This window comes from Bacillus sp. FSL W8-0645 (genome assembly GCF_038007905.1).
In the GTDB taxonomy this organism is placed as follows: Bacteria; Bacillota; Bacilli; order Bacillales; family Bacillaceae; genus Bacillus; species Bacillus pumilus.
Genome location: NZ_JBBOYC010000001.1, coordinates 1,428,401 through 1,452,939, shown reverse-complemented (window position 1 = coordinate 1,452,939; position 24,539 = coordinate 1,428,401). Strand labels below are relative to the sequence as shown.

At 39.5% G+C, this 24,539-nt stretch carries 27 protein-coding genes; 8 read left to right on the top strand and 19 right to left on the bottom strand.

Annotated features, from left to right (window positions below; all coding sequences use genetic code 11):
* Window positions 1–3: 3 nt before the first annotated feature.
* From NST39_RS07290 to fadH, 11 genes are all read right to left on the bottom strand, one after another.
* Window positions 4–897, bottom strand: a complete 894-nt coding sequence (locus NST39_RS07290) for a WD40/YVTN/BNR-like repeat-containing protein (RefSeq protein WP_065097185.1) — start codon at window positions 895–897, stop codon at window positions 4–6.
* The gene (locus NST39_RS07285; RefSeq protein ID WP_111912633.1) at window positions 887–1,363 is read right to left on the bottom strand and encodes a flavodoxin; all 477 of its coding nucleotides are present in this window, start codon (window positions 1,361–1,363) and stop codon (window positions 887–889) included. Before NST39_RS07285 ends, NST39_RS07290 begins: the two co-directional genes overlap by 11 nt.
* Before the next feature lie 187 nt (window positions 1,364–1,550).
* Window positions 1,551–1,973: a DUF4275 family protein gene (locus NST39_RS07280; protein WP_341029949.1), complete on the bottom strand. Its 423-nt coding sequence runs from the start codon at window positions 1,971–1,973 to the stop codon at window positions 1,551–1,553.
* A 111-nt stretch (window positions 1,974–2,084) separates the two neighbouring features.
* The gene (locus NST39_RS07275) at window positions 2,085–2,966 is read right to left on the bottom strand and encodes a LysR family transcriptional regulator (RefSeq protein WP_003211236.1); all 882 of its coding nucleotides are present in this window, start codon (window positions 2,964–2,966) and stop codon (window positions 2,085–2,087) included.
* Window positions 2,967–3,062: 96 nt separating this feature from the next.
* Window positions 3,063–3,506, bottom strand: coding sequence for a cyclic-di-AMP-binding protein CbpB (gene cbpB / locus NST39_RS07270; protein ID WP_003210874.1), 444 nt, complete (start codon window positions 3,504–3,506; stop codon window positions 3,063–3,065).
* A gap of 146 nt (window positions 3,507–3,652) precedes the next feature.
* Window positions 3,653–3,844 carry an antirepressor AbbA gene (abbA, locus tag NST39_RS07265; protein ID WP_003210802.1) on the bottom strand — a complete coding sequence of 64 codons (192 nt, stop codon included), beginning with the start codon at window positions 3,842–3,844 and terminating at the stop codon, window positions 3,653–3,655.
* A 149-nt stretch (window positions 3,845–3,993) separates the two neighbouring features.
* Window positions 3,994–4,509: a ribonuclease H-like YkuK family protein gene (locus tag NST39_RS07260; protein ID WP_003212504.1), complete on the bottom strand. Its 516-nt coding sequence runs from the start codon at window positions 4,507–4,509 to the stop codon at window positions 3,994–3,996.
* 142 nt (window positions 4,510–4,651) lie between these two features.
* Window positions 4,652–4,894, bottom strand: a complete 243-nt coding sequence (locus NST39_RS07255; protein ID WP_003212254.1) for a YkuJ family protein — start codon at window positions 4,892–4,894, stop codon at window positions 4,652–4,654.
* A 183-nt stretch (window positions 4,895–5,077) separates the two neighbouring features.
* Window positions 5,078–5,974 carry a manganese catalase family protein gene (locus NST39_RS07250; RefSeq protein WP_003210823.1) on the bottom strand — a complete coding sequence of 299 codons (897 nt, stop codon included), beginning with the start codon at window positions 5,972–5,974 and terminating at the stop codon, window positions 5,078–5,080.
* A 303-nt stretch (window positions 5,975–6,277) separates the two neighbouring features.
* Window positions 6,278–7,498, bottom strand: a complete 1,221-nt coding sequence (locus NST39_RS07245) for an EAL domain-containing protein (RefSeq protein WP_044142107.1) — start codon at window positions 7,496–7,498, stop codon at window positions 6,278–6,280.
* A 64-nt stretch (window positions 7,499–7,562) separates the two neighbouring features.
* The gene (gene fadH / locus NST39_RS07240; protein WP_065097181.1) at window positions 7,563–8,327 is read right to left on the bottom strand and encodes a 2,4-dienoyl-CoA reductase; all 765 of its coding nucleotides are present in this window, start codon (window positions 8,325–8,327) and stop codon (window positions 7,563–7,565) included.
* Between the two features lie 137 nt (window positions 8,328–8,464).
* Between fadH and NST39_RS07235 the strand changes: the two genes are divergently transcribed.
* From NST39_RS07235 to NST39_RS07225, 3 genes are all read left to right on the top strand, one after another.
* The gene (locus NST39_RS07235) at window positions 8,465–9,322 is read left to right on the top strand and encodes a metallophosphoesterase (protein ID WP_106065203.1); all 858 of its coding nucleotides are present in this window, start codon (window positions 8,465–8,467) and stop codon (window positions 9,320–9,322) included.
* Between the two features lie 156 nt (window positions 9,323–9,478).
* Window positions 9,479–9,976, top strand: a complete 498-nt coding sequence (locus NST39_RS07230; protein WP_341027671.1) for a L,D-transpeptidase family protein — start codon at window positions 9,479–9,481, stop codon at window positions 9,974–9,976.
* A gap of 73 nt (window positions 9,977–10,049) precedes the next feature.
* Entirely contained in the window at window positions 10,050–11,327 is a 1,278-nt protein-coding gene (locus NST39_RS07225) for an MFS transporter (protein ID WP_044142063.1), read from the top strand.
* Window positions 11,328–11,349: 22 nt separating this feature from the next.
* On the opposite strand, the gene NST39_RS07220 is transcribed toward NST39_RS07225, so the two are convergent.
* Entirely contained in the window at window positions 11,350–11,568 is a 219-nt protein-coding gene (locus NST39_RS07220) for a hypothetical protein (protein ID WP_341027669.1), read from the bottom strand.
* A 167-nt stretch (window positions 11,569–11,735) separates the two neighbouring features.
* Between NST39_RS07220 and NST39_RS07215 the strand changes: the two genes are divergently transcribed.
* A complete protein-coding gene (locus tag NST39_RS07215) occupies window positions 11,736–11,951 on the top strand; it encodes a hypothetical protein (RefSeq protein ID WP_003211341.1) in 216 nt (71 codons plus the stop codon).
* Window positions 11,952–12,083: 132 nt separating this feature from the next.
* On the opposite strand, the gene NST39_RS07210 is transcribed toward NST39_RS07215, so the two are convergent.
* Window positions 12,084–12,515: a hypothetical protein gene (locus tag NST39_RS07210; protein ID WP_341027667.1), complete on the bottom strand. Its 432-nt coding sequence runs from the start codon at window positions 12,513–12,515 to the stop codon at window positions 12,084–12,086.
* Window positions 12,516–12,828: 313 nt separating this feature from the next.
* On the opposite strand from NST39_RS07210, the gene NST39_RS07205 reads away from it, so the two are divergent.
* On the top strand, window positions 12,829–13,290 hold the full coding sequence (locus tag NST39_RS07205) for a YkyB family protein (protein WP_044139814.1): 462 nt from the start codon (window positions 12,829–12,831) through the stop codon (window positions 13,288–13,290).
* A 33-nt stretch (window positions 13,291–13,323) separates the two neighbouring features.
* Here the strand turns inward: NST39_RS07205 and NST39_RS07200 are convergent, their stop codons facing one another.
* From NST39_RS07200 to NST39_RS07190, 3 genes are all read right to left on the bottom strand, one after another.
* Window positions 13,324–14,232: a chemotaxis protein gene (locus NST39_RS07200; protein WP_044139813.1), complete on the bottom strand. Its 909-nt coding sequence runs from the start codon at window positions 14,230–14,232 to the stop codon at window positions 13,324–13,326.
* Window positions 14,233–14,305: 73 nt separating this feature from the next.
* Window positions 14,306–15,616 (bottom strand): MFS transporter, encoded by a 1,311-nt coding sequence (locus tag NST39_RS07195; RefSeq protein WP_341027665.1) that lies wholly within the window; start codon window positions 15,614–15,616, stop codon window positions 14,306–14,308.
* 125 nt (window positions 15,617–15,741) lie between these two features.
* On the bottom strand, window positions 15,742–16,281 hold the full coding sequence (locus NST39_RS07190) for an RDD family protein (protein WP_065097176.1): 540 nt from the start codon (window positions 16,279–16,281) through the stop codon (window positions 15,742–15,744).
* Between the two features lie 301 nt (window positions 16,282–16,582).
* On the opposite strand from NST39_RS07190, the gene NST39_RS07185 reads away from it, so the two are divergent.
* A complete protein-coding gene (locus tag NST39_RS07185; protein ID WP_341027663.1) occupies window positions 16,583–16,735 on the top strand; it encodes a hypothetical protein in 153 nt (50 codons plus the stop codon).
* Between the two features lie 61 nt (window positions 16,736–16,796).
* Here NST39_RS07185 and NST39_RS07180 read toward each other — a convergent pair whose 3' ends face one another.
* Window positions 16,797–17,681 (bottom strand): cation diffusion facilitator family transporter, encoded by an 885-nt coding sequence (locus tag NST39_RS07180; protein WP_341027662.1) that lies wholly within the window; start codon window positions 17,679–17,681, stop codon window positions 16,797–16,799.
* A 293-nt stretch (window positions 17,682–17,974) separates the two neighbouring features.
* Between NST39_RS07180 and NST39_RS07175 the strand changes: the two genes are divergently transcribed.
* Window positions 17,975–19,144: an aminotransferase A gene (locus tag NST39_RS07175; RefSeq protein WP_341027661.1), complete on the top strand. Its 1,170-nt coding sequence runs from the start codon at window positions 17,975–17,977 to the stop codon at window positions 19,142–19,144.
* A 25-nt stretch (window positions 19,145–19,169) separates the two neighbouring features.
* Here the strand turns inward: NST39_RS07175 and NST39_RS07170 are convergent, their stop codons facing one another.
* Both NST39_RS07170 and NST39_RS07165 read right to left on the bottom strand, forming a co-directional pair.
* Window positions 19,170–20,999 carry a PAS domain-containing protein gene (locus tag NST39_RS07170; RefSeq protein ID WP_341027660.1) on the bottom strand — a complete coding sequence of 610 codons (1,830 nt, stop codon included), beginning with the start codon at window positions 20,997–20,999 and terminating at the stop codon, window positions 19,170–19,172.
* 155 nt (window positions 21,000–21,154) lie between these two features.
* Complete coding sequence (locus NST39_RS07165) at window positions 21,155–23,281, bottom strand: peptidoglycan D,D-transpeptidase FtsI family protein (RefSeq protein ID WP_341027658.1); 2,127 nt, start codon at window positions 23,279–23,281, stop codon at window positions 21,155–21,157.
* A gap of 336 nt (window positions 23,282–23,617) precedes the next feature.
* On the opposite strand from NST39_RS07165, the gene NST39_RS07160 reads away from it, so the two are divergent.
* Window positions 23,618–24,418 carry a CAP domain-containing protein gene (locus NST39_RS07160; protein ID WP_044139808.1) on the top strand — a complete coding sequence of 267 codons (801 nt, stop codon included), beginning with the start codon at window positions 23,618–23,620 and terminating at the stop codon, window positions 24,416–24,418.
* Window positions 24,419–24,539 lie beyond the last annotated feature (121 nt).

Sequence of the window (24,539 nt, the reverse complement as noted above, 5' to 3'; positions counted from 1 at the left end):
TTATCAATGAATCAATGCCGGCTCCTCATATGGCCTCACAAACTTGCTTTCATATAAACCAGCACAGAAAAAGTTTTCATTTTGATTGGCTACACGAAAACCGTGTCCTTTGATCGTATCAAACCATTTGAGCTCTTTTTGCTCAATATCAAGCTGATACACTTTAGAAAACCCGTGTTCGTCTTGTGAAGTCGTCACATACACAATGCCATTATCCTCTGACACATCCAAGAATGATTCCTCTCTAGCAAAGGCTTGTGATTGAATATCATGCAGCATATTGGTATGTAAATCTAAAATTTGAACAGATCCCTTTTTACCTTTTTTTGACCCCAATGCGCAAACAAGCAGATGCTCCTGACAGAGCAGCATAGAAGCTGTCATTCGGTGCTCCTCTCTGTTTAGGAGAAAAACCTGTTCACTCTCCAAGTCATACACCCATATTCCTCCGTGAACCTCATGAATCTGTGTTCCAATATAAAGGTGATCACCCGCAGCACATAAAGAACGAATGACAGGCGGGTGGTTCACATGAGCAAATGGCTTCATAATTTCCCAGGAAATCCCGAAATCATTTGACACATAAATACTATGTTTTCCATGTGCACACACAAACCCATCTTTGCGTCCTGTAATAGACCAAACGACTGCATTTGTTGGAAATGATGATAGCGCCCATGTATGGCCTTCATCTCCTGATCTAATCACTGTGCCATTTTCACCAACACCGAATAAATAAGGTCCAATATAGCTGATGGCATGAATTTTATGCTTGAACTTAAACAGTTGCTGCCACCCGCGCTCCACACTGTAGTGAAAAATACCTTCACGTTTTACAGCGACAAAGTATCCACCGTTTTTAGATGCAGCAACAGCTGTCGCTCCTTTATGAAACATGATTTTCAACTCGTTTCTCAGATAACGCCGCCCACGTTAAGAAACTCGTGGCAAATTCCTGACAGCATGCCACATCCTCATCGGTATCAGGCGCAAGCTCCATTTTCAATGTTTCAGGAAATACAGATGCACCGGTTGATTTGAGCATGTCATGAAATGTATGGACAGCCTCACAAAACTTCGGGTAGCTGTAATCTCCAGATCCGAACACAGCTGCTTTGATGTCACTTAGTTCAAGCGTAGAGACCTCTTCATAAAAGTCCTCAGCTTCATAAGGTAAATCACCATCACCCCAAGTATAAGAACCGATGAACACATAATCGTATGAAGAAAGGTCCTCTGCGCTTGTATCATCAAATTCCAACATCTCTGTATCGATCCCTTTTCCTTCTAGTGTTTGCTTTATGATTGCTGCCATATCTTCTGTATTACCAGACATACTCGCAAATGCAATTAGTGCTTTCATCTATCGGTCACCTCATCTAAATGATAATCATTTTCAATTATTATATGTACACTTTAAATGATAATGATTTTCATTGTCAAATGATTTCATAAAAAAGCTTTGACCAAATCAACACTATAACCCAATGAAAAACCCGCTCATTCCAATTGGAAGGCGGGTTTTTCGTATCGAAGAGATCATCGGTTCCTCATTCGTTCGTTTCATCTATTCGAATAAAATATGGACCATAATCCGTTTCGTGCGTCATCACAAATGTCCATTTTTCATTCCAGTCCATCACATACATATCGTTATAATCCATATGATTAGATTGATATGGTAAATCATTGATTAAAAGAGAGCTGGCATTTTCGAAAAGATACGCCTCGTCAACAAATTGATAAAAAACAGTACACTTATCCTTTGATTGTTGAAGAAATGCTTCTATCGCTTCAGCCTTTTCAAGGCATGTAACCATTCCAAAACTGCATAAATGCCATAAAAAATCATCTATTGATATCTCATTTTGTTCTTTAATTGAAAGATGACTAGCAAAACGTTCACGCCACCTCGCGCGCAAATGATCTCCCCATTCAGGTTTGTTGATTTTGATTAATTGATTGTTTTTCATAAGATCGAAGTCTCCTCTATGATTCGCTCCATCTATCTGTTGCTTTGATATGCGTGCAATAAGTAAATGATCATTCAACTAAAAAAAGCACCTCCTCTTCCAAGAAGGTGCTTACACCGCATCACTTTCAAGCATTTCTTTGACCACACCAACAAATGCTTGCACCTGTTTTAATTGAAAAGAAGCTTCATAGCCTAGCAGCCATGTGTCACGTCCGATTTGCTCTCCATTCACGTCAACAAGCGGTGTTTTATGAACACTTTTTTCGTGGTCGTATAAGGTGACCGAAGGCAAAATGGCGTAACCGATGCCGTGGTAGGCCATTTGTTTACACGTCTCAATCTGGTCCACTAGAATCGTCTGCTTTGGAGACACTTTGAATTTTTGATGCCACCAGTGCTGGATTTCCTGATAATACGTGCTGTCGCTTTTAAATTGAATAAACGGGCGTTCTGTCTCGATTAACTCGTCCACGTCTTTGATAACAGAATCGACTAAATATAAATGATCTGTCATCAAATATTCCTTTGTTCCCTTCCAATCAGGGTTTCCGCGAATGATCCCAATGTGCACATGGTCCTCATATAAGCTTTTGAGCATTTCACTACTCCAGCCGGTCACAAGTGATACCTTCGCATTTGGGTACTTTTCGACATATCGCTTTAACACTTTCGGCAGCCAGTGCTGTCCAATAATGGATGCAACCGCAAGCTTTAGTGTACCGTGAATTTCCCCTTCAAGTTCATCGATTCGTTCTCTCACTCGATCTTGCTCAACCGTCACCTCTTTTGCAAATTGAATGATCTGTTCACCTGCTGAAGTTACGGTGAGCCCTTTCTGAGAACGAAAAAAGATTTTGGTTCCCCACTCTTTTTCGATCGTCTGCAATCTTTGGGATAAAGCAGGCTGAGAGACAAAGAGCCGCTCCGAAGCCTTTCTCATATTCAATTCTTCACTTAGCACAACAAGCATATGTAACTCCTGAAGCTGCATGGGCGTCCCCTTTCTCTCTATAAGTTTTTCTTATTCCATATGGTCATTATATAAATTATAGCTTATGAAGGCAAAAAAAATAAGCTGGGTTTCAGCTCATTTTTTCGCGGCATGAATCACTTCATTTAAGCGCTTTAATACAACACGTCGTGTAAATATTCCTTCAAAGACTTGCTCCTCATTTACGACACAAACAAATCCATTATTCGTTACAGCGTGAACGCCTTTTAGCACAGGATCCGTCGTTTTAAGCCTTGGGATATCAGTAAGCATAACCTCTTCTACCTTCAGTTGGTCCAGCTTTTCGAATTCAATTCGTTCTAAACCAAAGATCTTATCCATGATCATATTCGTTCCAATTAACCCATGCAGGTGATAAGAAGGATCTAATACCGGGATGGCTGTATATCCTGTTTTTGTAAGGACCAATAGAGCATGCTCAAGGTTATTTCCAATTTGAACATGTGCCACTTTATCTGCATCAATCATATGCTCGGCTACTGTTGACTCAAGCAATTGAGTTGGTTCTATCTCTATCATGTTTCTTCGACCCCTTTTCTCTCAATCATCAATCATACATTCCCCTTTACCATTAAGCATAAACTAAAACGAAATTTGTCGAAAGATTTTTTCTGCATAAAAAAGATACTCAGCTCCCGAGTATCTAATAGAATGTTAAATCAATATTAATTCTCAAACCTTACTCTGTCATACAATGTGATCAATTGCTTATACGTATTGTCATCGACATTTTTTGTTCCACATTCTATATCATTGATCTCACTGCTTAGTAATTCGACAGCATATTCCTGATTCAGCAATACGTTTAATAATAGCTTTTTCTCTTCTTCATTAAAACGATTTTCGATGACGCTCATCCAACATCAGGCCCCCTGTTTCATATATGCTTTTATATTGATTAGCAGGCTTTTGAATGTCTGCTTCCTCTCTATACAGCTAGAATAAGGAACTAGAATCGAATCGTCAACCGCACGTTTCGACAAGGTTTGGAGAAAAATGACGGAATTTATTTTGTGTATCGATTGGCATAGCAAAATGCTGCGTATGAGTCGGGTTTTATTTTAGCTTCAATTCCCATAGCTGTGATCATTCCGGTCATTTCCTGAATTAGATCTTTTGTACTTCCTTTTTTGCCAATATCCAGATGGGCTTCAAAACGGAGGTCTGCCCCTTCCTCAGCAAACGGAAGAAGCAAATCCATCAGTTCTGTTAAAGGCCCCTCAAGGATGTCTGCACATACCTTTTGGCTAAACGCTGTCTCTAATGAAATTTTTTCTCTAAGGCTTTGCACAGGCCTGCTGATCACTTGTTGCGTGAGGCAACCCCAAGCCCCTTTGCCAATCCGGTGGAGATGAATTGCAGTCATAAATCTTGTGACATTTTGATTGACCTGAGAGTCCGTACCAATTGATAACACATAGGCGGATCTAGGGTCTTTTCGAATAAAGTCTTTCATTCTCATGACGACATCAGAAAACGCTAAATGATCTTCAGAAAGATTGTAGTAAAAAGAATCACTCACAGAAAGGAACTCCTTTTTAATGGTCTCTTATCCGAAATGTGCGCTGATTGATCATCTTCCATTACACTGCCAAAAATGACACATGTATATTGCCGCAAATAAACGAAGGAATCCTTAGAAAAAACATTTCATACGATTCAGCTTAGGATTGTAGAAGCTCAAAAATCTCAATCGAAATCATATCAATGTTGTCAAATGGGAAAGTATTTGGCTTATCCCCTTGTTGAAAAACAGTCAATTCAAACGTTTGATTCTTTTCGAAATACTTAACACTGCAGATTTTCTCACCGTTCACTTCGAAATAACGCTGTGCCGGTTCGTTTGCAGCTTCTGCTGTCTCTTGAAGACTTTGCAGCCTTGTAATGATACCCATTAATTGTGACATTCTAAAAAAAGACTCCTTTCAAAAAAACAACTCAAGATGAACCCGTATTGATTATACACAAGTCCTACAAAGCATCATACCATAAAGTGTTCTCAGATGATATTTTTCCTCTTGAATTCAAAAAAAGAAAAAGAATCTGTTTTTTTAGTTTGAGTCTTTTTTCTGATCTCATGCACCATGTTTTTATAAACCTGCAGATCTCATCAGCCGTTTGGCAATTTCGTCAAAATCCTCTTTGGAAATGCCTGGGGCAAACTCTTCCGGTAATTCTCTATAATCTGGCACAGGTGCTCCTTGCGGGGTGCCCTCAATCACTGTCAGCGGCTTTCCATCAATCGGATGGCTGCCCTTCCAAATCTTATTGATATCCTTGTAATCCGTATCACTAAATGTGTACAGCTTTGTATGAACATTTTGGTCTTCAAATTTCCTCGCTGAATCAAAGTATTTGTTGTCGAGGTTTGGGATCGGCAGCATCTTTCCTACATCTACACCTGTGGCTACCTCAAGCGCCTTTGCATATGCCACAACATGCACTCCGCCCCTGACGAGTAAATAACCGATCATCTCTCTTGCTGTAGGATGATCTGTCATTTCATATACGCGCATTTTGTGCGTACGTGCTCCGCATTCTAGGAAGAAATTATGAAGGAGATCAAGAATCAGGTTTCCGCTTGAAAACACGTTCTCTCCAGTCCAAGGTTTTGCCATAGAATCAAACGGATAGCCTGTTTGAGCCGTTTGAATAAAATGCTGTGTATTTCGTTTATCGACAGCCGCTTTCATCGGTGTCGTATCTGGATCTCCACCATGAGTGGTCCCTGTAATCATGAGGTTCACAGCTGTGGTCACTAGCTCTACGTGACCGAATTCTTCAGCCGTAATGCTGGATACGAGGTCATAAAACGGCTTGAGTTTTCGTTTTCCTCGAAAGTTAAAGGATTGAAACATGTAATTATTTAATGTGGACATTTCACCGAATTTTCCGCCGAGTAATTCTTGCACAGCAGCAGCACCATTTGCATCTGGGTGATCTGGTCTTGGCAAATCAATCAGCAGCCGCTTGTCGCGTTTGATCATGACGTTCCCTCCTACTATCTAACTGTCATCACTTAAGATGTATGGAAGGATTGGGCTGTCCTATGCATGAGGCAAAGATGAAAAGTACAAAAAAAACTTGGCGGGGGTAGCGCCAAGTTTTTTGGATCTTGATCTGATAGAGGGGTTGGGGAACAGAGAGTAGCTTCTCTCTATAACTAAATGATAATGATTATCAGTTTCATTGTCAACCATTTTTTATTTCTTTTTTTCAATCAAAAAAAGCAGCCTAAAAGGCTACTCATATTGTTAATAAATGGATAATATGATCTTCACACTTTACTTTTAAATTAATCCATCTTGCTCATATAAATAGGCATACGGAAGATCTATAAATAAATACATATCTCCCTCTAACGGGTAAGAAAACGTACGTATCCTCTCACCAGTTTCTAAATCGCTGTATATATCACTGAAAAATCCTTTCCCGCTCATTCTCATTTGGAGAATATTTGCTAGAAAATAAGGACGCCAGCTCCAGTTTTTCTCGATATATTCAGGCTGAAATAGCCATTCTTTTTCTTTTTTAAACACATTTCCAGTGATTTGAAAGCCTTCTTCATTACACATATAAATTCGAAAGCTACAATCCGTTAATTCTAATGCCAGCTTTTGGATGAGTTCATCATTTGTACTGCATGATTTTTTTAAGGTCGTGACAGCTTGGTGAATTCGCTTATAAAATGTTTCAGAATGTTCGTAGACAGTTTGAAGTTTCTTTTTCTCATGGGCAATAAATTGCTGGAATTCTTCTCTCAGCTGATCTTTTCGTTTATTGCGGTCAATTAATTCCGCCGCCGGCTCGTGAAGATAGAACCCTTGAAAGTATCTGCCACCATTTCTCCAAGCATATTGCAGCTGGAAATTTGCTTCAATGTCTTCATAAATTAAAGCCGCCCCTATTTTTCTCGCAAGCAATGAAATGCTGTACAAGACATATTCATAGGAAGGAGAAGGCGCCGATGCCCTTAATGCGTGTAAATCTATTTTTAATAGATCGGGTGAGAGCAAGGCAATCCGGTCAAGATTGCTGCTTTCTTTTCCGATATTCGAGATGGCGATTTTAATACCATATGTACGAAAATACGTTAACGTATGGTAAAGCTGTTCAATATCGCCGCTAAACGTATGCTCTGTAAATTCGATAACAAACCGATTAAGCTGAATGCCCCTTGCTTCATATCGCTTCAAGAGTTCTAAAAAGCTTTCACCATGATCAAGCATCAGGATATTGGCATCATGATTAATAAAAATGAGCAAATCATCATCTGCTGTTGTGAAAAGATCGAGTGCTTGCGTCAGTACTTTATGATCTACTTCCACTTTATATTCGTCAGGAATAGATGAATCCGTAAAGAAGGAGCCTAGGCTAACTGTTTCAGACTCGAGCTTCATTCTTCCTAAAATCTCATAGCCTATCACTTTTTGCTCTTCCGCACTGAATATCGCTTGATAGTGCGGGAAAACATCTTCAATATTCGTTAAAATATCCAATGGATCGACCATTTTCATCACCTGCTTCTCTCTTTGTGTGATTATAACACATCAAAAGCAGGTCTTACATCGTCATTCAAAATGGGGATTGGTTGAGCCATTGCCCCCCATCCATTGTGATACAATCTCCATTTATATAAGACGCTTGTTCAGATAATAAAAAGCTTGCAAGCTTTGCAATTTCCTCTGGTGTGCCAAGTCTGCCAAGAGGAACACTATCTAATGTTCTTTGCGCTGCCTCTTCCGATTCCCATAGTTTATCCGCACCACCTGTTCTCTCGATTGGACCTGGCGCGATGGCATTAACGCGAATTCGATATTGCTTTCCCCATTCGACGGCAAGCGTTCGAGTGAGAGATAAAACACCTGCCTTTGCTGCCGCTGAATGCGCCACACCTACACCAGCACCCCATGCATAGGTCGCCACCATATTGACCATACTTCCCCTTTTCTTTTGACGAATCCAGTAATTACCCACTGCATGACTGCAAAAAAATGTTCCATTTAATACAATATCAATGACAGCCTTCCAGCCGTTAGGAGATAGTTTTTCTGCTGGAACCAAAAAGTTTCCTGCAGCATTGTTAATCAGAGCATCCACATCGCCAAATGTATCTACGGCAAAATTGACCATTTGATCAGCATCTTCTGGGTTTCGCACATCCATTTGGAAGTAAGCGATCGAGCCGCCATTTTGTTTTATTTCATTTGCTACCTTTTCTAACGTTTCTTCTGTTCTTCCAGTAATCACGACATTCCAGCCTTCATGTGCCAAATGGACAGCCATTGCCTTCCCCATTCCGCTTGATCCTCCTGTGACAATCACTGTTTGTTTCGTCATTTGTTCTCCCCCTCTTTGGTTTTGAATGACTATTCATTCATTATTTTCTATCATATCATGATTGACCCTAGATGCACCATATGGGAGATTCTTTAAATATGATGCTATACTTAATTTTATTTATAAAGGAGTCTTATATGAAGCAACTTTCTCGGAGACAGTTTTTAAAAGGAGCAGCTGGCGCGAGCATTCTCGGTTTTTTAGCTACAACATGTGGATACGGATATGCCAGATACATCGAACCACGCATGATCGATACCGTGTCAATGACCATTCGGGATGCTCAGCTTCCAGCTTCATTTGACCAGTTTAAAATCGCTCAATTTAGTGATGTTCATTTAAGTGATACATTTCCTGCGAAGGAATTAGAATCCGTCGTCCAGCAAATCAACGCTGAGTCTCCAGACCTCATTGTGTTCACAGGGGATCTCGTTGATTTTCAAGCATCGATTGAAGAGCATGAAAAAGCGAAAGCCTATTTGACTAAGCTCCATGCCCCGTTTGGTAAGCTCGCGATATGCGGTAATCATGACTACGGGCCATTTGGCATTGATCTTTATGAGAATACGATGAAAGATTGCGGCTTTACAATATGTAAAAATGATGTGTTTCCATTAGAAAAAGAAGGGACGCATATTCAGATTGCTACAATGGATGACCTGATGATGAGTGTGCCGGATTATGACCTGATGAAGCGAGAAGTATCATCTGATTTATTTACCTTGCTGCTCGTACATGAGCCTGATGCAGCATTGGAGCTGGATACAACCCCCATTAACTTGCAGCTTTCTGGACATACCCATGGCGGACAGGTGCAGCTTCCTTTCTACGGACCCATTCTCACAGCACCTTTTGGCCATACATATGTGGAAGGTTTATACGGAAGTTATCAGCACCGAATCTATGTCAACCGCGGACTTGGGACAACAAGACTGCCGCTTCGATTTTTAGCAAAACCTGAATTAACCTTTTTCACCCTCTCTTCTCGCATTTAGACAGAAGCCAAACCGCTCCTTTTTGCATATGTATAATCAAAGATATTTCTCATGACAAATGTTAGGAGAAACCTTCCTTAGCCTGATTCCGTCCATATATATATTAAGTGACAGGCATCATGGCTTCTTTTATTTGAGCAAAAGGAGTGTACTTTGATGCTACGATATACGGTAAAACGCGGAGAAACGCTTGCTTCTATAGCACTTGATTTCCGAACAACAGCAGATGCTTTAAAGGCTGCAAACCCTTCACTTCAAGGTCAAGAGCCGGTACAAAATGAGGTCATCATCATTCCTGGTCTACCCGATCCTAATACGATCCCTTACCGCATCTCTGTTTCGATTTCAAGGAAACGTCTCGTCTTGTTTTCTGGACCAGAGCTTATTCGGTCGTATCCGATTGCAACAGGAAGAATTTTAAATATGACACCGACAGGTTCTTATTATATTGTGAACAGACAGCCAAACCCAGGAGGTCCCTTTGGCGCCTATTGGCTGAGCCTCTCGAAAGTTCATTACGGCATCCACGGTACGAATAACCCGTCTTCAATTGGTAAAGCTGTGTCTAGGGGATGCATTCGTATGTATAATCAGAATGTCATCGAACTTGCTTCAATCGTTCCAAATGGAACACCTGTGACCATTAGCCAGTAGGAGAAATTATTTGTATGAATGCTTAAAATTTTATATGATATAAAGTGGGATCTTCAGGGTAAGGAGCGTATTTATGGATATTTTTAAAAACAGAAATTTTGTTCGTCTCTTTTTTGCAGCACTGGCTTCGCAAATGGGGACAACAGTAGGCAATATGGCGTTTGCCTTTTATTTGCTCGATCATTTTAGTCATCAGCCCGCCTATGCCACATTAGCAGAGCTCATGTATTCACTTCCAACGATCTTTGTCTTTTTTATGGTCGGTGTCGTAGCAGATCGTTTTGATCGTAAAAAAGTCGCAGAGAATTGCGATTGGATACGAGCTGGGCTGACGATTGTTTTATTCATTGTTATTTATTTCAATTCACTTCCACTTATTTTCTTGATCTTGTTTATACGAAGTGCCATTACGAAGTTCTTCTATCCAGCTGAAGCCTCTCTCGTTCAGGCGATTTTAAATAAAGATCAATATGCAAAAGCCGCTGGCTTAAATCAAATGCTGTTTAGTTTATTCATGGTATTTGGTGTTGGTATCGGTGCGATTATGTATAAGACAATTGGACTTCACGGTGCCATTACCATTGATTTGATCAGTTTTATTGTGTCAGGCATCCTGATTCGTACATGTAACATTCCAATTGAAGCACGTCAGCCAAATGGACAAGCAGGCTGGAGAGGCATGACCATTAAAACGTCTCTAAAAGATTTTAAAGAAGGCATTCTTTACATTATAAAAAATAAATTATTGGCTTCTTTAATTTTTGGCTTCTTTGTTTTTGGTCTAGTCAATGGCGCATTTGCTGTACTTCCGATGTTTACAATGAAATATGGCCTTTCACCGGACCATTTTGAACTGCATACATCATTCTTTACAATCGCAATCGGTGCCGGTCTACTTGTTGGCAGCTTAATGGGCTCTGTTCTCGCTAAAAAAGTAAAGATGCAATATCTCATGTCGCTTCCAATTTTGGTTGCAGGCATTCTGATTTTTGTACTTGGTTCCACGCATACACTATGGTTGTTTTATGTCACATCATTTGTCATTGGTACATGCATTGGCCCAGTCAACATTGTCATTGGCGGCTGGCTGCCGAGAATCGTCCATCCTCGTCTGATGGGACGTGTGTCAGGATGGGTTGATCCGCTTACCATGTTTGCTCAATCCTTGACATTAGGTTTGATTGCGGTACTATTTCCAAAACTCATTACAAACGTTTCTTATATTTATTACGGAATGGGCGTTATTATTTTACTCGTTTTCCTTTTTTACTTCTTTACACTGCCAAAGTTCAGCAGAGAAACTGACGACTTAGACGTGCAGCGTGAACTAAAAGGTCAGGGAGCGCAATAAATGAAGCAAAAAGGACTTTCTTCTATAGAAAGTCCTTTTTGCATGGCTGAAACAGAAACGGCGTTTTTTTTTTCTGCTCATCGAAATGATTCGAAGCAAAATGAATGATTCTTTCAACTGCATAAATGCTAATAAATAGGATGAGAAATAGAAGCAAAGGATGAACGGGCCGATCATCTATCACGTACACAATGCCTCCAACGACAAATGCGACCAATAAAGGAGTTAACATCTCTTTCAATCTAAACAGCCCTTTATGTTCTCATTCACTTTGATCTTCTTATCTTATAACATATTTTTCTTTTTATGAAATAAAAGGAATGTGTATAAAAACGCAATATTTTTAATTAAAAATATTTACATCAATGGAAGTTTTATAGTAATATAGTCAGGTTGGAGGTGAGGGGTATGCTAAAAAGTTATTATTTTATTCATACAAAAGATGATCAAGGTCAATATGTTGTACATACAGAGGATTGTGCATTTTTAGGTGATGCTGCAAGCCGTAAATTGATTGGTCTGCACATGAGTGGCGAAAGTGCCATTGATGAAGCTAAACAAATGACGAATGAAACTGATTTTAATGGTTGCTTCTACTGCGCTTATTCAAGCCATAAGAAATAAAATATGATGTTATGTTTGTCTTACATATGATAGATTTGCAGTCATCTAAACCTATTTAACTTTAATTTGTAAAATGAAAATTCTCCCTACTAAAGGGAGAATGAATTATATCTATTAGCTTTTATGAATTTTCTAACGTTTTTTTATATTGAGCTTATTAGATTCTACAAACCCCAGATCTTTACCATTTTTACTATATAAATCGACAAATACTTTAGCTTCATATCCTCTTTGCTTGTATTCTGGTAGATTTAAACTTAATTTTTTCAGTGGGGTTTTATATTTAAAACTTCCTCTTACAAATTTTGCATTGTATGTATAAAGTGCAATTGGAATCAAATGAGCTTGATATCTTAATTCACCACATTTACCATTTTGTTCAATTGTAAAATCGACAGTTTTAGCATTTTTAGAATAATTGGTAGCATCTGTCCATACTCTTACCTTACATGTAGATTTAGCAAAATAAGGGGTTTGCCAATTGCTAGTTGCTGCTGATGCATCAATAGAAAAAAAGATTGATACACATAAAAATACGAACGAAATTACTAGTCTTAATTTCATAAAATCACCCTTTTCTTAAAATATTAATAAATTATACAATATTATTACATTTTAATCAACAACCCTTTCTGAATCACACTATATGAAAGCGCTACCAAAATTATTTATTCAATTTTCATATTATAAATAATTTTTCGAGTATTTAACCCCGTTTTGTTTCTATAATAAACATCAAGTCATGTGCACAATTTAAAAAATGCTGATCAAATCCAATACATATATCGCTTTTTACAATAACTCTATTTGCAATTTACTAATAAAAACGTATAATTTATACTAAGCACAGGAAGACGAAAGACAAAGGAGAGAAAAAATGGACGATTATGCTCATACTAAAGACATAGAACCTACAGCAGAAAACATCGCAAAAGCCATTTATACTGTTAACCGTCATGCTAAAACCGCACCAAATCCCAAGTTTCTTTATCTTTTGAAAAAACGTGCGCTGCAAAAACTATTGCAAGAAGGTAAAGGAAAAAAAGTAGGCCTACATTTCTCTAACAATCCCAAATATAGTCAACAACAGTCCGACGTGCTGATTGAAATTGGAGATTATTATTTTCACCTGCCACCAACCAAAGAAGACTTCGAATTTTTGCCACACTTAGGAAATTTAAATCAATCATATCGCAATCCGAAAGCGAATATGTCATTAAACCGAGCAAAGCAAATCCTTCAAACGTATGTCGGTTTAAAAGAAAAACCTGCCGCCACAAAACAAAAATCACATTATACGAAACCCGTCTTCAAACGACTCGGGGAAAGTTATTTTTAAAGAAAAAACCACTCATGACGAGTGGTTTTTTCTTTAGATAATAAAGTGATCAACCTTTTCAATCAGCTGATGAATTTCTGGTTTACTAATTTGATCATCAGCACCGATTGTTTCCCCTTTATGCCGCAAATCTTCAGTGATTAACGAAGAGAAGATGAGAATCGGTATGGAACTCGTTAAAGGGTTTTCCTTTAGCAGTTTTGTTAATCGGTGACCATCCATTTTTGGCATTTCAATATCCGTAATAATCATATCAATTTCTTCTGTCACAGTAATTCCTTTGCTAACAAGATCCATGACGTGATCATATGCCTGTTTGCCATCTTCAAAGGTCACAATGTTTTTATAACCTGCTTCAGTTAATTCATTTGATAATAAACGCATGAGAAGCGGAGAATCTTCAACGACATATAGCTTCTTCCCTGTTCTTCTTTCGTCTTTCTCACCGTCAAACATATGGTACGTTTCTACACCAGAAGCCGATTCAATATCATAAATGATTTTTTCATAGTCTGGAAGGAACATCATTTTCCCATCAAGCTTAATAATGCCTGTTAAATGACGTTCCATACCTTGATTGAGTGCAGTTGGCTTTTCAATCTCTTCCCAGCTGACGCGGTGAATTTGTGAAACCGTTCCTGTATGGAACACAAATTTCCGTTGGTTGAATTCAGTCACGATATACTTCTCTTGTTCGGACTGATCTGACTCGACATTAAAAAAGGAAAATAGATTGATGACTGGCAAAATCTCGCCTCGTAAACTAATCATACCTTCTACGTCTTTGTGAGAGTGCGGTACAACAGTCAACTCTACCGGCTGAATGATTTCTCTTACTTTCATCACGTTAATGCCGAATTGATTTGAACCAATTTCAAACTTTACAATTTCCAATTCATTTGTACCAGAATCAAGTAAAATTTCTTGTTTGTTTAAAGCCACGGAAATCCCTCTATTCTTCAATATAAGATTGTACTTTTTATATCGGCAGCATAGGTAAAAAGTTGACGTTTCTTTATGCTTTCTCTCGTACGAATTGATGAATCACAAGTCCTATCGCTGCAAGAATAAGTAAAGACCCTAGCGCAAGACGGCTTGCGAGGTTTCCGTGCTCTGCAAACAGCAGAGTGACTGACCCATAAATGATGGGTCCAATAATGGAAGACACTTTCCCTGAGAATGCAAAGAGACCAAAAAACTGTCCTCTCTTTTCCTTTGGTGTCAGCTCAATAATCAATATTCGTGATGCCCCCCAGCTTGCGCCGAGTGAAATACCGAATAAACTGCCAGCCACCCAGAAGATCCATTCTGTTGTGGCTGTCACAGCCAGAATCAGGGCAACGATCAAAATCACATACACGACTGTAATTGAGCGCTTTGCCCCAATCGCTTTTGTGATATATCCAAATAAAAAGGAGCCAATGATACTTGAAATGGTCGACACAAGATAAAGCAGAATAAATTGTCCTGCAGTAAAGCCAATGATGATTTTGGCATACACAGCCATCATCGCAATCGCTGTCTGTAAGGCATCATTCATAAAAAAGAAAGCAATCATAAAGATAAAAGCCGGCTTGTAATGCTTCATCTCTTTAAACGTGCGAATAATTTCTTTATACCCGCTGAAAAATGACGCCTTTTTCTCTTGCTGCGGAAGTGGATGAGGGTCTTTTACAAAAAAGAGAAATGGCAGGAAAAAGAGAAAGAATAATAGTGCTGTCGGAATAAATGCTTCATGAAATTGGTCATTGCCAACAAGTAAATAAACTGAGAGACCGACGAGTGTCCCTAAATAACCAACGGCAATGCCAAATCCAGAAATTAGTGGTATTTCATCCTTTGTCCCAAGATCAGGCAGGATGGTGTCATAAAACACTAGGCTCGAGTGATAGAAAAATTTTGCAATCACAAACAAGGTGACCACTACTAATAAAGAGACAGGCAGCCCAAACCATTCGGCTGAGAAATCAATTCCAGCAAAGATCCCCATTAAAAACGTACAAGCTATACATATTAGAGTAAACACTGTGATGTAGCGCTTCTTTTTTCCTGTACGATCAATCAGGACTCCATATAATGGTGTGAAAATGACGAGAAAAAAACTAGCTAGTGCGTTTGCATAAGATATAAATGTACTAGCGATCTGATCCATTCTCGCACTGTCTCCGATCGTTTCCTGCAAGTAGAACGGGAAGAAAATGGTGATCATATTCGATGAAAATATCGTATTTGCAAAGTCATACAATGCCCAGGCCAAAATGGGTGCTGTCATAAACAGCCCGAAGCCTGCCCCTTTTTTCTGCATGGTCTTTTTCCCTGTTTTCAATCCTTTGTCTCCCTTCCCTGCCTAATTTTCCACTATCATTCTATTTTATGTCATACGTCTCTCTTCCATACAAGCAATCTATAGAAAAAGCACCTCTTACGATTGAGCAGAGGTGCTTTTTTTCATTATTTCTTCACAACAATGGTACTTGCAATTAAATCGTGAAGTGCTTGTTTTTTCTCTGTGAAAAAGGCAATGATGTAGCCAATATATAAGATTGGAGACAAAAAGCCTTTTGCAAAGAAGCGGCCTGTTGCACGGCCGAATGTCACTTTTTCGCCCGTTACTCTTGTCACTTTAATCCCAAGAGCCATCTTACCAAGCGTTCCTTGCAGTTTTGTTGATTCCATAATGGCGTAATAAAGCCATGTCACCACGATACCGATCAAGATCGCTCCTATATAGAAAAAGATAAGTCCCATAATCACTGCCCATTCTTCATCTGTCATCACGGTTGTTGAATAGTAATAGCTGTCGTCATCCATCATCAAGGCTGCCTCTGGACTTGAGACAAAAAAGAGTGTTGCCAAAATAAACATGATAAAAGAATATGGTACGCCGATGATGATACCATCTAAAAGGTGTGCAAGAAAACGATAGCCTACGCCTGCTAGCTCAGGATGTTTCTTTTCTTGAATGTGTGGTTCTGTTATGTTTGTTTCCATCCTATTTCTCCTTTATTATGTATGTTTTCTATAAATTTCTTATAATCATTCGTTATTATATCTTATGAATATCGCAAGATCAATGTAACTTTACACTTTTACATATATTTTAGATCAGTTCATCCTCAATGATTTATGTGAATAAATACTGAAAATTTGTGAAAATCATGGCAATTCTAGTTCTTTTACCTCCTGATTTTTTAACATTTTGTGATATTTTCGTCTTGTTTCCATTCTGCTGTTGACAATCGTTCTTCACATGGTACAATAGTCAAGGATTTTTTAAAGAAAGGTGTTCATGATGGGAACTGTCGTACAATTAAAGAACAATGAAATGACTGTGATTGAAGATATTTGCGAAGCTGATTTTTTAGACATGAAGCATGATTTGTCAAATGATGACGCAGCTTATATCTCTTGGTATGAAGATTACGATACTGCTTATGGATATTGATTTCATTTCATAGATGAAGCGTAAAAAAAGGCGATACAACCTAAGTTGGTTGATCGCCTTTTTACGTTTGCGTGCTTCTTTCACTTTCAGGTTCTACATGAATAAAGATTTGTGCATGCGGAAATTCTTGCTGAATCTTCTCTTCAATTCGATCACATAATTGATGAACATCTTCAATCGTTGTCTTGCCATCTACAATCAAATGAAAATCAATATATTCCTCTGCACCGGATCGTCTTGTTCGAAAGTCATGATATTCGATGAATTCTTGACTGAATCCTTGAATGATTGCTTCGATCGATTGTTCTTCCTCGGGCGTTAGCCGGGCGTCTACGAGCGGCGGGAAGGCTTCTTTCATGAGTTTAAATGCTTCACGCATAATAAAGAGAGCAAGTATCATTCCAATGATCGGATCTAAGAAATACCAGTCGGTTAATGCGACGAGCAATAAACTGAATGCGACCCCTAATGACGTATACACATCTGTTAACAGGTGCAATGCATTCGATTTCATGGCGACAGAATGTACTCGCTCTGCCTCTTTGTTCACAACCTTCGATACGATAAAATTGATGAGCGCGCCTATCAGCATCACCACAATGCCAAGCACAGGCAGCTTGACTGGCTCTGGATGCATTAATTTGTGAACACATTCGTAGATGATCCAAATGCCCGCAACGAAAATCAGCAAGGTCTCAATCGTTCCAGAAATATTTTCGACTTTTCCGTGTCCATAAGGATGTTTAGAATCTGCTGGCTTTCTTGAAATACGAACAGAGATAAATGCAATAAAAGATGCCATTAAATCGAGAAAAGAATGAATGGCTTCTGATAAAACCGCAACAGATCCAGTGAGCAGACCCACAATGACTTTTAAGATGACAACAAATGTGTTACTTATCACGGATAGAAACGCTATTTTCGATGTCTTCGCTGATTGTTCCATTTATCGTCCTCCTTTAGGAGATCGTATGTCTATGAAAGCAATTCTCATGACCCTGATTCTCACGTTCTTTCAGTTTACGCAGTTGTGACGTTTTCTAATCATGTTCACCGCAGCCTGTATTTTCTCGTGAGGTTACGCTATAATAAATGTTGCTCTTTCTTCAATATATCACTCATGCTGTGATGAATAGGAGAATAGACTACAGATAATGATATCCAGTGCCTTTCGCAGGTGACATTTATGCAGTGAATGGTAAAATAGGATAAAAACATAAATTTTTAAGGTGATGAGAAATGGAGCATTTGCTGAATCCAAGAGTAAAGGATATTGAAATTTCAGGCATTCGAACATTTTCAAATCTCGTATCGTCATATGAGGATGTCGTTTCTTTGACGATAGGCCAGCCCGATTTTTATACGCCGCATCATGTCAAAACAGCTGCAAAAGCAGCCATTGACGAGAATTTTACTTCGTACACTCATAATGCTGGTTTCCTAGAGCTAAGACAAGCAATCCAGCACTACATCAAGAAGAAAGTCAACCTTGAGTATGATGCAGAGTCAGAAATCATTGTGACGACAGGTGCAAGTCAAGCGATTGATGCCGCGTTTCGAACCATTTTGTCAGAGGGTGATGAAGTGATTTTACCTGGACCTGTCTACCCTGGCTATGAACCGATCATTCGAATGTGTGGCGGGAAGCCCGTACATATCGACACAACGAATGCTGGCTTTAAATTAAATGCCAAGCTGATTGAGGATGCATTAACGGAAAAGACAAAGTGTGTTGTGCTTCCTTATCCTTCAAACCCAACTGGTGTCACGCTTTCAGAAGAAGAATTGAAAGAGATTGCCCAGCTCCTTGAAGGAAAAGACATCTTTATTTTATCCGATGAAATCTATAGCGAGCTGACATTTGACCGGCCGCATCATTCAATCGCTTCTTTCTTAAAGGAACAGACCATTGTGATTAACGGACTGTCTAAGTCTCATAGCATGACCGGCTGGAGAATTGGCTTTTTATTTGCTTCAGCTCCCATTGCTAAACATGTATTAAAAGTACATCAATATAACGTGTCTTGTGCCTCGGCTGTCTCACAAAAGGCGGCACTTGAAGCTGTGACAAATGGTGTGGATGATGCACTCATCATGAGAGAGCAATATAAGAAAAGGCTCGATTATGTATATGATCGGCTCATTTCTATGGGGCTTCCGGTCATTAAGCCTTCTGGCGCTTTTTATATTTTTCCATCCATTGAATCGTTTGGGATGAGTTCCTTTGATTTTTGTATGGAGCTGTTAGAAAGTACAAGACTCGCTGTCGTACCAGGGTCTGCTTTCTCTCCACTCGGCGAGGGGTATGTGCGTCTATCCTATGCTTATTCACTTGAAACACTGAAAGAAGGACTTGACCGCCTAGAACAATTCGTTCTTGAAAAACGTTCCATTCATTTAACAGACTGAAACAACGGCTCTCCTGCCGTTGTTTTTATTTTGCAGGAAACATGATGTGAAATGCGGTGCCCTTTTCGGGATGACTATCCACACGGATCGTGCCGTTGTGATTTTCTAAAATATTAAATGTCACCATAAGGCCAAGTCCAGTCCCTTTTTCCTTTGTCGTTAAAAAGGGCTCTCCTATTCGCTTCATGACCGATTCAGGAATACCGACCCCTTCATCACGAATGGTAACGTGGATTCCATCTCTTTCTGCTTTGGCCGTAATGTCAACCTTACCTCCGTCCGGCATGGATTCTACGGCATTTTTGATTAAATTGATAAACACCTGCTTGAGCTGATTTTGATCCCCGTTCATCAGGAGACCCTCTTCTATCTCACTAGTATTCATTAAAATGCCATTTAAGTTCGCTTGTGTTTCTAATAAAGCCGTGACTTCGCTGATGATTTTTTTCAAATCTAGTGTCTGCATCGATGCCGTTTGCTGCGGTTTTGCCAGCATGAGCAGCTCACTTAAAATAATTTCTATCCGGCTCAGTTCAGAGAAAACAATCTCGAAATATTGATCCCGATCTTTTGTTTGCGGTTTAATGAGCTGCAAAAAGCCTTTGATGGCAGTCAATGGGTTTCTGATCTCATGTGCAATGCCCGCAGCCAATTGGCCTGCGATCGATAATTTTTCAGATCGGAGCATGAGCTCTTCTGTCTGCTTACGTTCGGAGATATCTCTTAAAATAATTTGAACGGCTGTTTCTCCAAAAAATGTAGTTGGGATACACACCATTTCTGTATAAATCAGCTTGTGTTTAAACGTATGACAGCTCATCGTGACAATCTCAGAATCTGATGCTCTTTCAATAATACGTGATATGCTTTTTTTCACTTTTTGCTGGTCACATGAATGGATTTGATGGAAAATATCTTTTCCTATTAATTTATCGTAATGCTCGGCTTCAAATAATTTAATGCCTGATTCATTCATAAACACCCATTTGTGATCATGAATAACCGCAATCGTATCAATGGAGTTTTGGATGAGCAGCTGATACCGCTCACGGCTTTTTTGCAGAACGGTTTGAAATTTCTTACGGGATGAGATGTCTACTAATAGCAAAAGCTCTGCCCGCTGATTTTGATAGATCGTTGGTGATGACTTCACTTCGATATGAATGCTGCTTCCATCTTTCCGTTTCCAAATCTGTTCAATCATTCCGACTGGAAGACCTTGCTGCAGCCTTGTAATTCGGCTTCTCACAATGTCATGGTACTCCTCAGCAATAAAGTCAAATGCAGTTTTGCCAATCATGTCATCCCTTGTACTTACCCCCATTAATTGAAGCATCGCATCATTCGCATAAACAATTTCCCCTAAAATCGTAATACATAACGGATTTGGCAGCATGGCAATCAATTGTTCAGCTTCACTGACATGTTGGAAAGCCGGCAGACTGCCTAACGACTGTTCTGACACTTCTGATGTTGTTTGAAATGCTGCTTTTTGCGGTTCAGTGTCCAGCACCCTCATTTTTAGGATCATTTCTCTACTTAATTCACTGTCTAACTCATCACAAGCAACAAAATCAATACTAGCTTCAATCCATACAGCTGTTAGGTCACTTCTAAGCAGCCTAAAGTGGGAAATCTCTAGCATGTGCTGATTGTAGAAATAACTCTCGACGAGAAATTGATCTTCGGTATGAACAAAGTCTTTCAAAAAACACCCTAGTAAATCCTTTTGTTCATAGAGCAAAAGCTGCTTACAGTTAGAAGAAATGTAGAGAAAGCGGCCATTAGAAGAAAGAACGGCATGTAAATCAATATTCGAATAAAGCTGATTCGAATCTTTCATTTTTTGTTCCATCGTCGTCCGACCCTCCTTTTCATTTTTTAGGGTTGTCCTTAGATTGATGTATAAAAAAGATTCGCTAGAAAACCCGTATTTTCCTTCCGTCATCGAGGGAAACGTCCATATTTTCAGCAAAAAAGAGCACATTCTCTTGCTGTGCTCTCTGCTGTTTACTGCTTTTCGTATTTCTTTTGTAATTCAACGTACTTATCAATAATTTTACTTGGGATGGTTTTAATGACGGAATCTTTGTCTGAGACATAAGGGGTCACGACACTAAAAGCCACCTTCGGATTGGACGATGGATAATATCCCCCAAAGGTTAAATTGTACGTGGCATTCCCCCACCAGCTGCGGTTAGCACCATAGTAAAAGGTTTGGGCCGTCCCTGTTTTTCCTGCGACATCATGCTGACCAAAGCGGCCTGCGGCAGTACCGCCGGTCGATGTGACCATTTTCAGCCCCATTTTGACGCGGTCAATATCTGCTTTCGAGTTGTTAATTGTATTCAGCACTTTCGGCTCATATTTTTTCACAACTGGGCCGACTTCATTCTTCTTCGTTGGAAGGTGAACGCTTTTCACCACTCTTGGCTGAACGCGATTTCCTCCATTGGCGATCGTCGACATGTACTGGGCAACTTGAAGCGGTGTATACGTGTCATACTGGCCAATTGCTTCATCAAGCAAAAGTCCTCCGACCGTCTTCGGATGTGTCTGCATCCCGCTTGATTCCTGCGGCAAATCGATCCCTGTTTTCACGCCAAGACCAAATTGCGCATAGTAGTTTCTCATTTTTTGTAAGTGTTCAGGTCTCGCTGGTAATGGCCCATTCTTTTGGTAGGTAATCCCTGCCATTCTCATCGCTACTTGGAACATGTATACGTTGGAACTCTTTTGGAGAGCCTGAAGGTCGTTGACCCATCCAAGGTCTTTGTAAGACTTTTTCGGTTTCCCTCCAGTACCTGCAAAATAGAGCCCAGTATCCAAATATGATTGATTGTGTGACATGCCATCTTGATAACCAGAGAGGACAGTAGCTCCTTTGACAACAGAGCCCATTTCGTACTGGGTCGTAAATGTTCCGATGGCATAATCAGTGACGTCTCTACCGTCCATTTTCTTGCCAGACATCGCAAGAACATCCCCAGTGTTAGGGTCCATCATCACAACAAATGCACGGTCCATCATATAGTTTCTCGCACTAGCGGATCTAAGCTCTGATTCGACGATCTTGTCGACTTCCTTTTGCAGTTCCATATCAAATGTCAGTGCAAGATCAAGTCCTCTTCGTCCCTCTGTCCGCTTGATTTCATCGAGCAGCTTCCCGCCAACCTGAGTATATTGAACGGTCGCTTTCTCCGGGTTCAGAAAATCCTCGTATTGATACTCTAAATAGCTCTTCCCTACTCGGTCATTACGTGAGTAGCCTCTTGCCATATAGTAATCTTCACGCTCTTTTATAATCCCCTGCTCAGGTGTGGTCACACCGCCAAGTACATTATAAAGGGTCTTCTCATACGGATATTTTCTTGTCCAATCATTGATGACATTCACACCAGGCAGTTCATCAAGATGCTCTGACACAAGTGAAATCTCTTCATAGGTCAAACTCACAGATGATGTCTGCTTTGACTCTTTTGTTTCATCGAGTAAAGCAACTTTTTCGTCCCCTTTTTTCTCTTCATTGGGGTCCATTGCTTTCACGATTTGAGGCTCAAAGGCATATCCGCCTGTAAATCGACGATAGATCGCTGCAACTTCTTTTTCCTCTGCATCTTTTTCGATCGCCTTAACTTCTTTCTTAGGCACACGCTCTACTTGAAGCGGATAGACATCTTTTGCTTTAAGATTCTTTTGCTCTGCTTTTGAAATGAGCTTATCCGCTTCTTTCGGATGGCTTGCCAGCCAAAAATCTCGAATGTCACGCTCTCTCAAAAAATCAGTATCCATTTTTATATAAGTCGCAAGTTTTCTTGCTACCTTAATCTTATCTTTCGCTTTCACACCGCTTTCTGATGTATAAACGATGGCAGGTACACTTTCATTATCAACGACGACTCTTCCTCTCGCGTCATACATTTTTCCTCTCGGAGAAGGGTATGATGCTGTTTTGACCTCTGTTCGGTTTGCTTGCTTTTTATAATCCTCACCATTGACGATTTGCAGCACACCAAGCTTGATCACAAGCACAGCAAACAAACTAAAGACAGCGAAGAAAAAGAGATTAATCCTCCAGGCGTTCCGGCGCTTGAATTTTTTCTGCTCGGCACCACCTTGATGCTGTTTCTCTCCCACTTATGTAGCTCCTCTCATCCTTTCAATCTTTTACAATTACCACTCATTATTGTAACACTTTTGTAATAGTTGTTACAGCGAAACAAGTGAAAAAAAGCTGTCAATCCCTATTATGAAAAAAAATATACTAACACTTTAAAATATTGGTATGTTTATGTCGTTTTCATTAAATGGAAGAATCCCCTATCCATTGATATGAGGCGGATTTTTTTGTGACTTTAACAAAAATGACAAACAGGCATTGTCAATGGAGGATGCTGGTACGTTTATAACAAAAAGTCCATGTTATGATTTTCTGTGAGAAAACAAAACAAAGATTTTAGGAGGAGTTACAATATGAAGAAGAAATCATTCTTTTTTTCAGCGCTAACGGCTGCTGCACTCATCACGTTCACTGGGGGACATTCAGCTGATGCGAAGGAGCTTAACCTGAAACAAGTAATACATGTACAGCATCAAACCATTGATCTTCATACATTAGCTACAAAATTACATATCTCTTCAGATGTAAACAAGCTAAGCAAGTCGAATCAAAAAGAGATCGAAGCTCTTTTAAACAAGCTGATCAAAAGCGGTCAACCTGTTACTGGCACAAAAGTGGTGAAAGAAGTAAACAAAGCAAAAAATGAACAAAAACAAGAATCAGTGAAAAAACCTACTGCTTCTAAACCAAGTGCGCCAGCAAAACAAAATACAAACAACAATAACAATACAAAAGCTGATCAAAAAGACACAACGACAGCAAAAGCAGACAGCAGCTTGAATGCATTTGAAAAAGAAGTCGTTGAGCTTACAAACAAAGAGCGTGCAAAGCAAGGATTAAAAGCACTTTCTGTTGATTCAAAGCTAAGCAAATCTGCTCGCGCAAAATCTCAAGATATGAAAGATAAAAACTATTTCTCTCATACAAGCCCAACTTACGGATCTCCATTTGATCAAATGAAGAAATTCGGGATCACTTACAAAACAGCAGGTGAAAACATTGCCCAAGGTCAAAGATCTCCACAAGAAGTGGTGACTGCTTGGATGAACAGTGAAGGCCATAGAGCCAATATCTTAAACAAAAACTATACACATATCGGTGTTGGTTATGTGAAATCTGGCAACTACTGGACGCAGCAATTTATTGGGAAATAATATCAAAAAAACCTGTCCCTCTGGGGCAGGTTTTCAATTTGTCTTCTTTTTAGCGTGATTGAAAACCTTCAAAAAATGAGAGGGTTTGTTTACACGCTACAATCTGTCCCATCTACGTGGG

Excerpts from the sequence above, each read along its gene's own strand:
- NST39_RS07290 (WP_065097185.1), bottom strand. The coding sequence starts at position 897 with ATGTTTCATAAAGGAGCGACAGCTGTTGCTGCATCTAAAAACGGTGGA.
- NST39_RS07285 (WP_111912633.1), bottom strand. The coding sequence starts at position 1,363 with ATGAAAGCACTAATTGCATTTGCGAGTATGTCTGGTAATACAGAAGAT.
- NST39_RS07280 (WP_341029949.1), bottom strand. The coding sequence starts at position 1,973 with ATGAAAAACAATCAATTAATCAAAATCAACAAACCTGAATGGGGAGAT.
- NST39_RS07275 (WP_003211236.1), bottom strand. The coding sequence starts at position 2,966 with ATGCAGCTTCAGGAGTTACATATGCTTGTTGTGCTAAGTGAAGAATTG.
- cbpB (WP_003210874.1), bottom strand. The coding sequence starts at position 3,506 with ATGATAGAGATAGAACCAACTCAATTGCTTGAGTCAACAGTAGCCGAG.
- abbA (WP_003210802.1), bottom strand. The coding sequence starts at position 3,844 with ATGAGCGTCATCGAAAATCGTTTTAATGAAGAAGAGAAAAAGCTATTA.
- NST39_RS07255 (WP_003212254.1), bottom strand. The coding sequence starts at position 4,894 with ATGTCACAATTAATGGGTATCATTACAAGGCTGCAAAGTCTTCAAGAG.
- NST39_RS07250 (WP_003210823.1), bottom strand. The coding sequence starts at position 5,974 with ATGATCAAACGCGACAAGCGGCTGCTGATTGATTTGCCAAGACCAGAT.
- NST39_RS07245 (WP_044142107.1), bottom strand. The coding sequence starts at position 7,498 with ATGGTCGATCCATTGGATATTTTAACGAATATTGAAGATGTTTTCCCG.
- fadH (WP_065097181.1), bottom strand. The coding sequence starts at position 8,327 with ATGACGAAACAAACAGTGATTGTCACAGGAGGATCAAGCGGAATGGGG.
- NST39_RS07235 (WP_106065203.1), top strand. The coding sequence starts at position 8,465 with ATGAAGCAACTTTCTCGGAGACAGTTTTTAAAAGGAGCAGCTGGCGCG.
- NST39_RS07230 (WP_341027671.1), top strand. The coding sequence starts at position 9,479 with ATGCTACGATATACGGTAAAACGCGGAGAAACGCTTGCTTCTATAGCA.
- NST39_RS07225 (WP_044142063.1), top strand. The coding sequence starts at position 10,050 with ATGGATATTTTTAAAAACAGAAATTTTGTTCGTCTCTTTTTTGCAGCA.
- NST39_RS07215 (WP_003211341.1), top strand. The coding sequence starts at position 11,736 with ATGCTAAAAAGTTATTATTTTATTCATACAAAAGATGATCAAGGTCAA.
- NST39_RS07210 (WP_341027667.1), bottom strand. The coding sequence starts at position 12,515 with ATGAAATTAAGACTAGTAATTTCGTTCGTATTTTTATGTGTATCAATC.
- NST39_RS07205 (WP_044139814.1), top strand. The coding sequence starts at position 12,829 with ATGGACGATTATGCTCATACTAAAGACATAGAACCTACAGCAGAAAAC.
- NST39_RS07190 (WP_065097176.1), bottom strand. The coding sequence starts at position 16,281 with ATGGAAACAAACATAACAGAACCACACATTCAAGAAAAGAAACATCCT.
- NST39_RS07185 (WP_341027663.1), top strand. The coding sequence starts at position 16,583 with ATGGGAACTGTCGTACAATTAAAGAACAATGAAATGACTGTGATTGAA.
- NST39_RS07180 (WP_341027662.1), bottom strand. The coding sequence starts at position 17,681 with ATGGAACAATCAGCGAAGACATCGAAAATAGCGTTTCTATCCGTGATA.
- NST39_RS07175 (WP_341027661.1), top strand. The coding sequence starts at position 17,975 with ATGGAGCATTTGCTGAATCCAAGAGTAAAGGATATTGAAATTTCAGGC.
- NST39_RS07170 (WP_341027660.1), bottom strand. The coding sequence starts at position 20,999 with ATGGAACAAAAAATGAAAGATTCGAATCAGCTTTATTCGAATATTGAT.
- NST39_RS07160 (WP_044139808.1), top strand. The coding sequence starts at position 23,618 with ATGAAGAAGAAATCATTCTTTTTTTCAGCGCTAACGGCTGCTGCACTC.